Here is a 13,591-nt window from a genome sequence, read left to right on the forward strand (position 1 = left end):
CGGTTGGGGAGTCCGGAGACTCCCTAACCGCGCACAGGCCGAAGGCCTAACGAGCGAAGAGCAGCGCTCGCTTGACTTCCTGAATTGCCTTTGTCACCTGGATGCCGCGAGGGCACGCATCGGTGCAGTTGAACGTGGTGCGGCAACGCCACACGCCGTCCTTGTCGTTCAGGATGTCGAGACGCTCGGAAGCGGCCTCGTCACGGCTGTCGAAGATGAACCGGTGTGCGTTCACGATGGCAGCGGGACCGAAGTAGCTGCCGTCGCTCCAGTACACGGGGCACGACGTGGTGCAGCATGCGCAGAGGATGCACTTGGTGGTGTCGTCGAAACGAGCACGGTCGTGCTGGCTTTGGATGCGCTCACGAGTGGGCTCGTTGCCACTGGTGATGAGGAACGGCTTCACGGCGCGGAATGCGTCGAAGAAGGGCTCCATGTCGACAACCAGGTCCTTCTCGACGGGCAGGCCCCTGATGGGCTCGACCGTGATGGTGACAGGCTTGCCGTCCTTGGGGAGCATGTCCTTCATCAGCAGCTTGCAGGCCAGACGGTTCACACCGTTGATCCGCATGGCGTCCGATCCACAGACTCCGTGTGCGCAGCTGCGACGGAATGTGAGGGTGCCGTCGAGGTAGCCCTTCACGTACAGCAGCAGGTTGAGCAGACGGTCGGTGGGCAGTGCCGGAACCTGGAAACTGTCCCAGTGCTGGCCCTCGCCCGATTCAGGGTTCATCCGCGCGATCTTGAGGGTGACCATGACGGCCCCCTCAGGAACAGCGGGGAGTTTTGGTGCATCTACAGCAGGCGCAGACATCAGTACTTACGCTCCATCGGCTCGTAGCGGGTCTGGATCACCGGCTTGTAGTCCAGACGGATGTCGGAGAGCAGGCCGTCACCCTCCTTGTACGCCATCGTGTGCTTCATGTACTCGGCGTCGTTGCGATCCGGGAAGTCCTCGCGAGCGTGGCCGCCACGCGATTCCTTGCGGTTGAGGGCACCGACGACGGTGACCTCTGCCATTTCGAGGAGGAAGCCCAGCTCGATGGCCTCGAGCAGGTCGCTGTTGTAGCGCTTGCCCTTGTCCTGGACCGTGATGTGGTTGTAGCGCTCCTTGAGAGCACGCACATCCTTGAGTGCCTGGGTGAGGCGCTCTTCGGTGCGGAAGACGGAGGCGTTGTTGTCCATCGACTGCTGCAGCTCGGTGCGGATGTCCGCAACGCGCTCGTGGCCGTGATCGGACAGGATGACGCCGACCCAGTCTTCGACCATCGCGGCCGGGGTTTCCGGCAGGTCGACAAACTCGGTGGAGTTCGCGTACTCGGCTGCAGCGATGCCGGCGCGGCGGCCGAACACGTTGATGTCGAGGAGCGAGTTGGTGCCGAGGCGGTTTGCACCGTGCACGGAGACGCAGGCACATTCGCCGGCGGCGTACAGGCCCTTGACGACCTCGTCGTTGTTGCGCAGAACCTCACCGTTGATCTTGGTGGGGATACCGCCCATGACGTAGTGGCACGTCGGGTAGACGGGCACGGGCTCCTTGACGGGGTCCACACCGAGGTAGGTGCGCGAGAACTCCATGATGTCGGGGAGCTTCTCGTCGAGAACTTCCTCGGGGATGTGCGTCACGTCGATGTAGACGTAGTCCTTGTTCGGGCCGGCGCCGCGGCCTTCGAGGACTTCGAGGACCATCGAACGAGCCACGATGTCACGCGGAGCGAGGTCCTTGATGGTGGGGGCGTAGCGCTCCATGAAGCGCTCACCGTCGGCATTTCGGAGAATGCCACCTTCACCACGGACAGCTTCCGAGATCAGGATGCCGAGACCGGCGAGTCCTGTCGGGTGGAACTGGTGGAACTCCATGTCCTCGAGGGGCAGGCCCTTGCGGAAGATGATGCCCATGCCGTCACCGGTGAGGGTGTGCGCGTTGGACGTCGTCTTGTACATGCGTCCCGAGCCGCCGGTCGCGAAGATGATCGACTTGGCGTGGAAGATGTGCAGCTCGCCGGTCGAGAGCTCGTAGCAGATGACACCGGTGGCAACCGGGCCGTCTTCGGTCTCGGTGATGGCGATGTCGAGCGCGTAGAACTCGTTGAAGAACTCGACGTCGTGCTTGACGCAGTTCTGGTAGAGCGTCTGCAGGATCATGTGACCGGTGCGGTCGGCTGCGTAACACGCACGGCGGACGGGTGCCTTGCCGTGGTCACGGGTGTGTCCACCGAATCGACGCTGGTCGATCTTGCCTTCGGGCGTGCGGTTGAACGGCAGGCCCATCTTCTCGAGGTCGAGCACCGCGTCGATGGCCTCTTTGGCCATGATCTCGACGGCGTCCTGGTCGGCGAGGTAGTCGCCGCCCTTGACGGTGTCGAAGGTGTGCCACTCCCAGTTGTCTTCCTCCACGTTCGCCAGTGCGGCACACATGCCGCCCTGGGCCGCGCCGGTGTGGCTGCGGGTGGGGTAGAGCTTGGTCAGTACGGCTGTGCGGGCACGGGGGCCAGCTTCGATTGCCGCACGCATGCCTGCGCCGCCGGCGCCGACGATGACCACGTCATAACGATGTTCCTGCATGAAGTCTGTGCTCCCCTAGCTCGCCGAGATATTGGGGTCGAAGGTGAAGATGACGTACGTGCCCAGGCCCATGATCAGGATCATCGAGAGAACGAGGATCGTGGTCAGCCAGAAGCGCGTGGAGTCCTTGCGGGAGTAATCCGCGATGACCGTGCGCAGGCCGTTGCCGCCGTGCAGCTGTGCCAGCCACAGCATCGTCAGATCCCAGAACTGCCAGAACGGGCTGGACCAGCGACCTGCGACGAATGCGAAGTTCAGACGGTGAACGCCACCGTCGAGCATCAGCATGATGAACATGTGGCCCAGGACCAGAACGATCAGGGCGACACCGGAGAAGCGCATGAACAGCCATGCGTACAACTCGAAGTTGTTCCGAGCCTTCGCACGCGGGGACCGCGGGTTGTCCAGGCTTGCGGGACGGTCGTATGAGGTGCCCAGGCTCTTGGCTTCGGGTCCGTGAGTAGTCGCCATGTCAGTGCTCCGCAAACATGTTGATGAGGATGCGTCCGGCGCCTGGGATCATCACCAGGAACCAGATCGTCAGAATGGTCCAGAGCATGACGCGCTGGTACTTCGGGCCCTTCGACCAGAAGTCCACCAACATCACGCGCACGCCGTTGAGGGCGTGGTAGAGGACTACGCCGACGAGGCCGATCTCCATGAGGCCGACGAGGGGGTTCTTGTACGTGTCGATGACGGCGTCGTACGTGTCGGGATTGACCCGAACCAGTGCCGTATCGAGAACGTGTACGAATAGGAAGAAGAAAGTAGCGACGCCTGTGATCCGGTGTAGAACCCAGGACCACATTCCGGGGTCGCCCCGGTAAAGCGACCTCGTGCGCTCCTTCTGAGGAGCGGCTTCAGTCGTAGTACTCATCGAGTGCTGTGCCTCCAACGTCATTGGTGGACGCGTCGAGCCTGCAGAGAGCTTCGATGTACCTCAGCCCGGGCTCGACGGGATCCTGAACCGACTTGACTCAGACTCTAAACCTATGTGAAACCGGGAACTAATCAGATGCGGGATTCGTACGCGTACCAAACTCTTTGTAAGGTTTGCCTTTCCAATCTCCGAGAGACGCTTACGGCGTGGTTTCTGCATCCATTCAGTCAGCGTGATTGGATAACCAACCATGGGTGACATCGACTGGAAGTTGTTGCGGCACAACGCGCAAGTGGTCATGCGTCAGGCCTATGCGCCGTACTCGGGGTATGCGGTAGGTGCAGCGGCCCTGGTAGACGATGGTCGAATCGTCTCAGGATGCAATGTGGAAAATGTCTCATACGGTTTGAGTCTGTGTGCCGAATGTGGACTCGTCGGTAACTTGGCAGCCACCGGGGGTGGGCGGCTGGTGGCCTTCACGTGCTGTGACTCGAAGGGCTCGATTCTGATGCCCTGCGGCAGGTGTAGACAGCTTCTTCTCGAGCATGGCGGGGGTGAGATGCTTGTCGACACGAGCAGCGGCTTCAAGCCGCTGAGCGAGCTGTTGCCCGATGCTTTCGGGCCGGAACAAGCAGAGGGGCTCCGCCATGTTTGACGCAGTTTCCATCATCGGCGCCAAGCGTGACGGCCGCGAACTGTCGGGGACCGAGATCGACTGGATAGTTCAGGCGTTCACGCAGGGGGTCGTCGGCGACGAACAGATGTCGGCGCTCGCGATGGCGATCTATTTCCGCGGAATGTCGCGGGCGGAGACCGGTCGATGGACCGAGGCGATGATCGAATCCGGCGGGAGGATGGACTTTTCGGACTTGCCGCTGCCCACCGTCGACAAACATTCGACCGGTGGAGTGGGGGACAAGATCACCCTTCCGCTCGCGCCCCTCGTCGCTGCGTGCGGACTTGCAGTCCCGCAGTTGTCTGGACGCGGACTGGGCCACACCGGTGGAACACTCGACAAGCTCGAGGCCATTGCGGGTTGGCGCGCCGACCTCACTGCGGCGGAGATGGTCGACATTCTCTCGGACCCGAAAATCGGCGCCGTGATCTGCGCTGCCGGAGCCAACCTGGCCCCGGCCGACAAGAAGCTCTACGCGCTGCGCGACGTGACCGGAACGGTGGAATCCATTCCGCTGATCGCAAGTTCGATCATGAGCAAGAAGATCGCCGAGGGGACCGGCGCACTGGTGCTCGACGTCAAAGTCGGTTCCGGAGCGTTCATGAAGGACCTCGGCGACGCCCGCGAGTTGGCTCGCACGATGGTCGAATTGGGCAACGACGCCGGTGTGCGCACAAGCGCCCTCATCACCGGGATGGACACTCCACTGGGATTGACGGCCGGCAACGCTCTCGAAGTACGAGAATCCGTCGAGGTGCTGGCCGGCGGTGGTCCGTCGGACGTCGTCGAGCTGACCCTGGTCCTAGCTCGGGAAATGCTGTCCGCGGCTGGGATCGACGGTATCGACCCCGCAGACAAACTGGCCGACGGCACAGCCATGGACCGGTGGCGCGCGATGATCGCCGCCCAAGGTGGGGACCCGCACGCAGCACTGCCGGTGGCCCGGCACAGCGACGTCGTCACCGCGGACCGAGACGGCGTACTGACCCGACTCGACGCCATGGCGGTCGGCATCGCAGCCTGGAAACTCGGAGCCGGACGCGAACGGCAGGGTGAATCCGTGCAGGCCGGTGCCGGCATCGAGATCCACGCAAAGCCTGGCGAAGTGGTCCGCGCCGGGCAGAAGCTGATGACTTTGCACACGGATACTCCCGAGAGATTTGACGCAGCACGTCGAAGCCTCGGTGGTGGCTGGTCCATCGGGACCGAATCCGACACCGTTTCGCGACCGCTGCTCATCGAGCGAATTGTGGGTGATTCGCGTTAGCGTTGGCGAATGAACGCACCGGAGTTGACCACGATCCGCAGCGCACCCAAAGTTCTTCTCCACGACCATCTCGACGGAGGACTCCGACCCGAGACTGTTCTCGAACTGGCCGAGCAGTGTGGCTACGACGAGCTGCCGGCGAATTCGGCATCCGAACTGGCACAATGGTTCCGAACTGCCGCTGACAGTGGTTCACTCGAGCTGTACCTCGAAACGTTCGCGCACACAGTCGCCGTGATGCAGACCCCGGAAGGGCTTGCACGGGTAGCACGTGAGTGTGCCGAGGATCTGGCCGACGACAACGTCGTCTATGCCGAAATCCGTTTTGCGCCCGAGCAGCACCTGGAACAGGGCCTGAGTTTGGACGAGGTCGTCGAGCACGTGCTCGAGGGCTTCCGAGCCGGCGAATCCGCTGCCAGGGTCGCGGGACGGGAGATCCGAATCGGGTGTCTCCTGACGGCGATGAGGCATGCCGCCCGGTCGCGTGAGATCGCCGAACTCGCGGTGCGATTCCGGGACCGCGGAGTGGTCGGGTTCGACATCGCCGGCGCCGAGGCCGGAAACCCACCGAGCCGGCATCTCGACGCTTTCGAATACATGCGTGATGCGAACGCTCACTTCACGATCCACGCGGGTGAGGCCTTCGGATTGCCGTCGATCCACGAAGCGATCGCGTTCTGCGGAGCGGACCGGTTGGGGCACGGCGTGCGGATCGTCGACGACATCGACGTAGGCGGCCACGGTGGGGCAGAGCTGGGTCGGCTCGCAAACTACGTCCGTGACATGCGCATTCCCCTTGAACTGTGCCCGAGTTCGAATGTACAGACCGGAGCCGTAGCCGCCCTGGCGGACCATCCGTTCGGACTGTTGGCGGACTTGCGTTTCCGCGTGACCGTCAACACCGACAACAGGCTGATGAGCGATACCAGCATGAGCCGGGAAATGGCGGCGTTGGTCGAGACCTTCGGTTACGGCTGGACCGATCTGGAACGCTTCACCATCAATGCGATGAAGTCGGCCTTCATTCCGTTCGACGAGCGCCTCGCGTTGATCGACGACGTCATCAAGCCGGGTTACGCCGTGCTCATCGGCTAGATGACGTGCACCCGACTACTCAGGTCGCAACCGGGCCTCGAACTCACGCTCGAGTTCACGCCAGGCCTCGGATTCCTTGGTGAACGGCGCACTCGGGGCCATCCGGGAGGGATCGGGGTTGAGAAGGTAGGAGACGTACCAACCCAGCTCGTTCGACGCGGACAGAACTTCCTCGGTGGAGTCGTCGTCGGCGAAATCCGCTGCATCGGTGAACAATTCGACGGCAAGCTCCAACTGCTCGGCGTCGACCACGTCCGGGCCCTGTGCGAGGTCGTCGGCGATGCCGGGCAGAACGTAGACATTCTCGTCCGTGACTTCGATTTCGAGTGAACCGTCGACGGCAGCATTCTGAATTTCGCCGTACGTGCTGACCTGCGAGAGATCGTGTTCGTGGTTGTCCGCGAGATAACGAGCGAGTGCGCGCTCGCTGCGGAAGACGGTGATCAGTCCGTCCTTGCCCAGGAAGATCGCCTGATCTCCCATGTAGCAGCGCAGAGTGTAGAACGTCTCGGCCGAGGTGATGATGCGGATCGGATCGACGCCGACCTCGCCCCAGAAGGTCTCGACTTCGTCTTCTTCCTCGTCGAGGTCGTCCTCGTCGAATTCCTCGTCCTCGCCCTCCTCGGCGACATCGTCGGCGTCGACGGTGTTCTCGGCAGCGGCGAGCAGTTCAGCTTCGGCGACCGCGACGGCGGCAGCGTCGACCTTCGGGGAGGTGACCACCTTGTCGATGGCGTCGAGAACCGCATCCCAGTCCTTGACGATTGCGGCACCGACCTGATCCCACAGCTCAAGTCCTTCGCGACCTTCGAAGGTGCCGGCGCCGGTGGCCAGCGCGCCGAGTACCGGATGGCCGCTGAAGAAGCGGATGACCGCGTCGAGTTCGCACACCTCACCGATGTTGCGAGCCATGTTCAGGGTGTCTTCGAGTTCCGAGACCACCAGTGCCTCAGGGTCACCTGCGGCCAGCTCGGGCACGCCGACGAAGTCGAAGGTGAAGTTCTCTTCGGGCTCGAGCTCGGCTGCCGACAGTCCGGAGACGACGGCCCACGCCGGATGCTCGACCAGGTCGTTGTCCGAGTCGGTGCGGATGAAGGCCGCGAGTTCCGCGACGGAGGAGAACCCGTAGAGGTCTTCCTCATGGCCGAGAAACGCTTCCCACTCGTCGTCGCCCTCGCGCCAGCGGGGTGCCCACAAAGTGACGAGGTCTCCGTCGGTGAGTCCGATTTCGATAGGGACGATGTCTCCAGCCATGGGCGGAAGCCTATCCACCGCAGAGCGAAAGGCATAGCGGGGGTTGGTCACGTTTGTTTCAGCGACACGCGGAGCTCACCCACCAGCCGTTCTCGTTCATCATTGGACTGCTGAACTGCCTGGTGAATGGTTGCCACCGTCAGTGCGGCTACCGAGCGCGAATCCATGGCGGTGATCGCATCGGTGATCCGCAAGTCGACCAGAGCACCCAGCCCGTCGACAGTCGCTGTGACTATCCCACCTTCACTCGAGACGACTGCCCGCAGAGCGTTGACCCCGTCGACGGCGTCCTGCAAGAGTCCGGTCCGGTGTTTCGCCAGCTCCATGATTCGATCAATCTCGCTCATATCGAACGCATCCAGCTCGACGGAAGGATCTGGCCCTCGGCGGCGTCGACATCGGCCAGTTCGTCTCGGGTCGCGAGACCGAGCCGATCGAGGATCGCTGCCGGGACTCCGGTCTCCTCGAGCTCCACACGATGGCGGGCGCCGGCCTCGATTGCTGCTTTCGAGCACAGCGTGAGTATCTGTTGCGCCAACCGTTCCCCGACGTACCGCAGTTCCTCCTGGCTGATCCGCAGGTCCACGGGCACGGCGTGCTCCGTGGCGCGGACTGCGATGGTTCCAGCGCGGTTGACGGAGGCGGCTGTGATGATCGGCGGTGATTCCCGCATGTTCTCGTTCATGTTTCCTGTCATTCTGTCGGACGGTAGAAACCGTGAAAGCCCATGCCGCTGTTCGTGGTTCGGATGGCACTGATCTCGACAGGGTCACCGGCTTCGACCATCTGACCGTTGCCGATCACCATGGCGACGTGTCCGTCCCAGACCGCGAGGTCGCCCGGCATCAGATTGTTCTGATCGACCTGGTTCCCGATTCCCTGTTCCTGAGCCAACCTCGGAATATCGACTCCGGCCTGGCCGTACGCCCATTGCGTCAGACCACTGCAGTCAAGACCGACTCCGGGTGTCGTGCCTCCCCAGGCGTACGGGACACCCTGTTGAGTAAGCGCGTTGCGTACGGCAGCAGCGGCCTCGGCGTTCGGTGCGGTGGCGATCGAGCCGTCGGGAAGTTCGACCTCTACACCGCCCGCGGAACCGGAACCACCTGCGGAACCCGATCGACCTGTGGAACTGGAACCACCCGCCGACTCGAAGACTCCAGGTGCGGGATCGGGTATCGGGACGGGCGGGATCAGCGCGGACATCTTGTCGGTCGACCCCGCCAGCTCACCGCGTACCCGCTCGACAACCGATACCGCGCGTCCGAGGTGCTCCAACGCGGCCGACAACAACATCAATTGGCCCGTCGGTGTCATGAGCGTCGGCCCGGCCTTGATCGCGAGTGTCAGAAACGACTGGAGAATCTCACCGAGGTCGGTCATTCCCGCGAACACGGACGTTGTTGCTTCGTCCACGACGCCGGCGATGTCGTTTCCACGATCGGCGAGGTTTCGCGTCGACGTCTGCGTCTGCTCGGTTTTGGTCACCGCAGCGGTGAGGGCCGTGGACGAGCTCTGAGAGGACGCCAGTTCGCTCAGAGCAGCGCTTCCCAATTGGTATGCGATCTCGAGGGCGTCCGTAGCGATTCGGATGCCGACGTCGGGTCCACTTGCGCTGGGGACGCCAGTCCCGACAATGTCGACCAGATCGATGATCGGTCGTGCGAGTGCGTCGACGTCGATCATGAGCGTGCGGCTTCAGCGAGAGTCGTTCGTACCGATTCCTCGGAGTCGAGATAGACGGCGTGAGCGTCGCGGGTGGCTGACTGGACGCTGGAGATCACAGCGGACAGTCGATCGATGTCGTCGATGTGCGCTTGCTGTGCTCGGCTCGCGACATCGACGAAGTCGCCGCCGATCAGCCCCAGCACAGCGGACAGAGCCAAGTGATCGCCGCCCGCCGCGTCGTGTCGAGTTTGCGCGACGTTGTCGGCAACAGTGCCCAACCGCGTGGCGAACTCCGCGATGCTTTCAGTGTCCAGATCCAGATTTGTCAACTTGTCTTCCCCCCGTTGCGCTTACTCCTTCTTGGACGCCGCGCGGGGTGCTCCGGTTCCCGAGGAACTATTCTGATGGTCATGCAAACGCACGTAGTCGACCATCCGCTCGCGGCGGCCCTCTTGACGACAATGCGTGATGCACGCAGTGAGAACGCAACTTTTCGTTCCGCACTTCGCAGGCTCACGCACATGCTGGTCTACGAGGCCATGCGTGACGCGGAGGTCGAGGAATTTCCGGTCGACACCCCGGTCGCAGCGACGACGGGCATCCGGCTCGCGAAGCCGCCATTGCTGGTGCCGGTGCTGCGCGCCGGTCTGGGCATGGTCGAACAAGCCAGTGCGCTGATCCCGTCGGCCGGCGTTGGCTTTGTCGGAATGGCCCGTGACGAAGAGACACATCAGCCGGTTCCGTACCTCGAATCCCTGCCCGCGGATCTCTCCGGTATCCCGGTATTCGTGCTCGATCCGATGCTCGCGACCGGTGGTTCGATGGTGCACACCATCGACTTGCTGGTTGCGCGTGGCGCGACCGATGTCACGGCAGTGTGCGTCGTAGCTGCTCCGGCCGGCGTCGATGCGCTGGCAGCCTCCGGACACCCGGTGCGTCTGGTCATCGCGAGCATCGACGACGGACTCGACGAGAACGCTTTCATCGTCCCCGGTCTCGGTGACGCCGGCGATCGGCAGTTCGGACCCCGCTAGAGCGAGAGGGCGAAGGTTCGGAGTTCGTCCAGCCGAGCCTTCGCCTGCCCACGCGCCCTCGCGAGATCGCTGCGGTCGGCCACCGGGACCACGACTTCGAGATAGCACTTGAGTTTGGGCTCAGTGCCGGACGGTCGCACAACCACGCGGATCGACGGTCCGTCGAATATCACTGCGTCGGTGCGCATACCGCCGCGAACCAGGGACAAGTCTTCGACGGTGACCGACTCTCCCGCGAGTTGACCGGGCGGATCGGCGCGTAACCGTTCCATCATTTCGGTGATGTCGCTCGAATCCTCGACGCGGCGGGATACTTGGTCCCCACGGTGCAGTCCGAATTCGACGGCAAAGTCGTCGAGAAGGTCCAAGAGGGTTCTGTTGCTGCCCGCGAGGGTGGCAGCCAGATCGGCCACCAGTACGGCAGCCGAGATGCCGTCCTTGTCTCGCACCACCTCTGGATCGACGCAGTGCCCGATCGCTTCCTCGTAGGCATAGACCAGACCGTCGCCCGCGCGTGTGAGCCACTTGAAGCCGGTGAGCGTCTGCGCAAACCTGGCTCCGCGGGCTCTCGCCAACTTCGAGAGCAAAGTCGAGGAGACGATCGTCGTCGCCACCAACGAATCTTCGGGCGCCGTGCTCAGTACGTGGTCGGCCAGAAGCACCCCGGTTTCGTCGCCGCGCAACATGCGCCACTGATCACCGTCGCGAACTCCGACGGCGCAGCGGTCGGCATCCGGGTCGAGAGCGATCGCCAGATCCGCGTCGACACGTCGGGCGAGTGCGAGCAGGCGGTCTGCGGCGCCAGGCTCTTCGGGATTGGGGAACTCGACGGTCGGAAACGTGGGGTCGGGATCGAACTGCTCCGCCACGACGTGCAGGTCCTCGAATCCTGCTGCTCGCAGAGCAGCTGTCGCAGTCTCGCCGCCGACGCCGTGCATTGCCGTGAGTGCAATCCGGATCGAGCGGGAGCTACCGTGCGGGAGAGTGGAGATCCGGGCGATGTACTCCTCGACCAGGGAATTACCGACGGGAATCACCGGCGTTCGAGGGACATCGGCGGCGCCACCGATGCGGGCGATCTCGCTCTCGATTTCACGATCGGCGGGGGAGACGAGTTGCGCCCCACCCGAGAGGTACACCTTGTAGCCGTTGTCGGCAGCAGGATTGTGGGAGGCGGTGATCTGGATACCCGCCGCTGCCCCGAGCCTGCGCACCGCAAACGCCACCAGCGGTGTCGGCAATGGACGGGGGAGCAGGGTCACCTCGAACCCGGCCGCTGCCATGACTTCTGCGGCGGCGAGAGCAAATTCCTCGGAACCGCGCCGGGCGTCGCGGCCGACGACAACGCGGGAGCCGCCCTGGCAGCGAGCTGTCAGCCAGGCCACCAGACCGGCCGTGGTCCGGATGACGACCGCGAGGTTCATGCCGTTGGGGCCGCCGCGCACCGGCCCGCGAAGCCCAGCGGTGCCGAACGCCAGTGGCGAGGAAAAGCGTTCGGCCAGTTCATGTTCCGAAAGAGTTGCCAATTCTGCGCGGGTGACTGGGTCCGGATCGGCGTCGATCCACTCGGTAACGTGGGTAGGTGTCACAGTTGCTCGACCAGTTGACGCAACAGCACTCCCATCCGGGCTGCCGACGCTTTGCCTGCCGCCAGCACCTCCTGATGATCCAGCGGGGCACCAGTAATGCCGGCGGCCAGGTTGGTGACCATCGAGATGCCGAGAACGCGGGCGCCGAGCGCGCGGGCCGCGATTGTCTCGTGAACCGTCGACATGCCGACCAGATCGGCACCCAGTGTGCGAAGCATTCGAATCTCGGCCGGAGTCTCGTAGTGCGGTCCGGGAAGCCCGGCGTAAACACCCTCGGCAAGGTCCGGGTCGATCGAGCGAGCCAGCGCACGCAGTTCCGGCGAATAGGCGTCGACCAGGTCGACGAACTCTGCGCCGACGAGGGGAGATCGGGCCGTCAGGTTCAGGTGGTCACTGATCAGCACCGGTTGACCGACGGCATAGTTTTCAGAAATTCCGCCGGCCGCATTGGTGAGGATGACCGTGTCGGCGCCGGCAGCAATGGCTGTCCGGACCGGGTGGACGACGGTGCCGAGGTCGTGGCCTTCGTACGCGTGCGCGCGCCCGTGCAGCAGCAGGACTTCGGTGTTTCCGACGCGCACCGAACGAATGGTGCCCGCATGACCGAGCGCCGACGGTGGGGCGAAGCCAGGAAGATCCGCCATCGAGACTTCGGCTGTCACGTCCGCACCGGCGTCGCCGAACACGTCTGCGGCATCGGTCCACCCCGACCCGAGCACGATGGCGACTGACGGTGACGAAGAGCCAGTCATGGCGGACAGAGCAGCGGCGGCGGCCTCGGCGATCGTTCCCATGTGAGCAACCCTACTGAGGAGTCGGGTCGGTTCGCCGGGTGAGTTGGCGGGCGTTACTCTCCCATCCATGCCTTATCTCGAACGCGACGGCGACGTATTCATCCTGTACCTCGGCAACGAGGGCGAAACGGACAACGAGAACCGCTTCGGCCCCGAGTGGATCGACGCTGTTCACAGCAAGCTGGACGAGGTCGAAGCGCACGAGGGGCCGGCAGCCCTGGTGACCACGGCGACGGGCAAGTTCTACACGAACGGCCTGGACACGACGTGGATCTTCGGCAATCTCGACGGTCTTCCCGGCTACCTGGACAAGGTCCACACCATCTACAGCCGGCTGCTGACCTTCCCGATGGCCACGGTCGCGGCCGTGCAGGGGCACGCATTCGGCGCCGGCGCCATGCTGGCGTCCTCGCACGATTTCCAGATCATGCGCGCGGACCGCGGCTTCTACTGCCTTCCCGAGGTCGGACTGAACATGCCGTTCACAGTCGGGATGTCTGCATTGCTGAACAGTCGTCTGCCCAGGCAGACGGCAGTCGACGCGATGACGACGGGGCGTCGATTCGGCGGCGCCGACGCGCTTGCTGCCGGCATCGTGCAGGAAACGGTCGACGGCGACGGAGTGCTCGCGGCAGCAGTGGCCAAGGCGTCGGCATTGACGTCGACTCACGGCAAGAACTTGGCGGGAATCAAGGCAGGTATTCACCGCGATGCTCTTGCGGACCTCGCTCAGGTGACTGACAAGAGCAACTTCTCCTTCGGGTGAGAC

General features: G+C 63.6%; 16 protein-coding genes. 5 read left to right on the forward strand and 11 right to left on the reverse strand.

Annotation, left to right across the window (positions count from 1 at the left end; all coding sequences use genetic code 11):
- Window positions 1–46: 46 nt before the first annotated feature.
- Genes R4P65_RS02810 through sdhC form a run of 4 tightly spaced genes read right to left on the reverse strand, consistent with a single transcriptional unit; the run spans window position 47 to window position 3,442 of the window.
- On the reverse strand, window positions 47–814 hold the full coding sequence (locus R4P65_RS02810; RefSeq protein ID WP_230812409.1) for a succinate dehydrogenase iron-sulfur subunit: 768 nt from the start codon (window positions 812–814) through the stop codon (window positions 47–49).
- A complete protein-coding gene (sdhA, locus tag R4P65_RS02815; RefSeq protein ID WP_019747692.1) occupies window positions 814–2,565 on the reverse strand; it encodes a succinate dehydrogenase flavoprotein subunit in 1,752 nt (583 codons plus the stop codon). Before sdhA ends, R4P65_RS02810 begins: the two co-directional genes overlap by 1 nt.
- 15 nt (window positions 2,566–2,580) lie before the next feature.
- Entirely contained in the window at window positions 2,581–3,036 is a 456-nt protein-coding gene (locus R4P65_RS02820) for a succinate dehydrogenase hydrophobic membrane anchor subunit (RefSeq protein ID WP_003940699.1), read from the reverse strand.
- A gap of 1 nt (window position 3,037) precedes the next feature.
- On the reverse strand, window positions 3,038–3,442 hold the full coding sequence (gene sdhC / locus R4P65_RS02825) for a succinate dehydrogenase, cytochrome b556 subunit (protein ID WP_020969155.1): 405 nt from the start codon (window positions 3,440–3,442) through the stop codon (window positions 3,038–3,040).
- 253 nt (window positions 3,443–3,695) lie between these two features.
- Between sdhC and R4P65_RS02830 the strand changes: the two genes are divergently transcribed.
- From R4P65_RS02830 to R4P65_RS02840, 3 genes are read left to right on the forward strand one after another with little or no spacing between them, the layout of a single operon-like run.
- Window positions 3,696–4,100, forward strand: a complete 405-nt coding sequence (locus R4P65_RS02830; protein ID WP_230812412.1) for a cytidine deaminase — start codon at window positions 3,696–3,698, stop codon at window positions 4,098–4,100.
- A complete protein-coding gene (locus R4P65_RS02835; protein WP_317825357.1) occupies window positions 4,093–5,388 on the forward strand; it encodes a thymidine phosphorylase in 1,296 nt (431 codons plus the stop codon). Before R4P65_RS02830 ends, R4P65_RS02835 begins: the two co-directional genes overlap by 8 nt.
- A gap of 9 nt (window positions 5,389–5,397) precedes the next feature.
- A complete protein-coding gene (locus tag R4P65_RS02840) occupies window positions 5,398–6,483 on the forward strand; it encodes an adenosine deaminase (RefSeq protein WP_317825358.1) in 1,086 nt (361 codons plus the stop codon).
- Between the two features lie 15 nt (window positions 6,484–6,498).
- Here the strand turns inward: R4P65_RS02840 and R4P65_RS02845 are convergent, their stop codons facing one another.
- Genes R4P65_RS02845 through R4P65_RS02865 form a run of 5 tightly spaced genes read right to left on the reverse strand, consistent with a single transcriptional unit; the run spans window position 6,499 to window position 9,734 of the window.
- Window positions 6,499–7,737 (reverse strand): primosomal protein, encoded by a 1,239-nt coding sequence (locus R4P65_RS02845; protein WP_230812417.1) that lies wholly within the window; start codon window positions 7,735–7,737, stop codon window positions 6,499–6,501.
- A 47-nt stretch (window positions 7,738–7,784) separates the two neighbouring features.
- Window positions 7,785–8,084 (reverse strand): YbaB/EbfC family nucleoid-associated protein, encoded by a 300-nt coding sequence (locus tag R4P65_RS02850; RefSeq protein ID WP_317825359.1) that lies wholly within the window; start codon window positions 8,082–8,084, stop codon window positions 7,785–7,787.
- On the reverse strand, window positions 8,081–8,434 hold the full coding sequence (locus tag R4P65_RS02855; protein ID WP_411742504.1) for a hypothetical protein: 354 nt from the start codon (window positions 8,432–8,434) through the stop codon (window positions 8,081–8,083). The genes R4P65_RS02850 and R4P65_RS02855 overlap by 4 nt, the downstream gene beginning before the upstream one ends.
- Complete coding sequence (locus R4P65_RS02860) at window positions 8,431–9,423, reverse strand: C40 family peptidase (RefSeq protein WP_317825360.1); 993 nt, start codon at window positions 9,421–9,423, stop codon at window positions 8,431–8,433. Before R4P65_RS02860 ends, R4P65_RS02855 begins: the two co-directional genes overlap by 4 nt.
- A complete protein-coding gene (locus tag R4P65_RS02865; RefSeq protein WP_317825361.1) occupies window positions 9,420–9,734 on the reverse strand; it encodes a type VII secretion target in 315 nt (104 codons plus the stop codon). Before R4P65_RS02865 ends, R4P65_RS02860 begins: the two co-directional genes overlap by 4 nt.
- Before the next feature lie 81 nt (window positions 9,735–9,815).
- Here R4P65_RS02865 and upp point away from each other — a divergent pair, with 81 nt between their 5' ends.
- A complete protein-coding gene (gene upp, locus R4P65_RS02870; protein WP_007727319.1) occupies window positions 9,816–10,439 on the forward strand; it encodes a uracil phosphoribosyltransferase in 624 nt (207 codons plus the stop codon).
- Here upp and R4P65_RS02875 read toward each other — a convergent pair.
- Both R4P65_RS02875 and R4P65_RS02880 read right to left on the reverse strand, forming a co-directional pair.
- On the reverse strand, window positions 10,436–12,028 hold the full coding sequence (locus R4P65_RS02875) for a phospho-sugar mutase (RefSeq protein ID WP_317825362.1): 1,593 nt from the start codon (window positions 12,026–12,028) through the stop codon (window positions 10,436–10,438). The two genes, upp and R4P65_RS02875, sit on opposite strands and share 4 nt — an antisense overlap.
- Window positions 12,025–12,822 carry a purine-nucleoside phosphorylase gene (locus tag R4P65_RS02880; RefSeq protein ID WP_317825363.1) on the reverse strand — a complete coding sequence of 266 codons (798 nt, stop codon included), beginning with the start codon at window positions 12,820–12,822 and terminating at the stop codon, window positions 12,025–12,027. Before R4P65_RS02880 ends, R4P65_RS02875 begins: the two co-directional genes overlap by 4 nt.
- 67 nt (window positions 12,823–12,889) lie before the next feature.
- Between R4P65_RS02880 and R4P65_RS02885 the strand changes: the two genes are divergently transcribed.
- On the forward strand, window positions 12,890–13,588 hold the full coding sequence (locus R4P65_RS02885; protein WP_317825364.1) for an enoyl-CoA hydratase-related protein: 699 nt from the start codon (window positions 12,890–12,892) through the stop codon (window positions 13,586–13,588).
- Window positions 13,589–13,591: the final 3 nt, after the last annotated feature.

Source organism: Rhodococcus sp. IEGM 1318 (genome assembly GCF_033142465.1).
Lineage (GTDB): Bacteria > Actinomycetota > Actinomycetes > Mycobacteriales > Mycobacteriaceae > Rhodococcus_F > Rhodococcus_F qingshengii_B.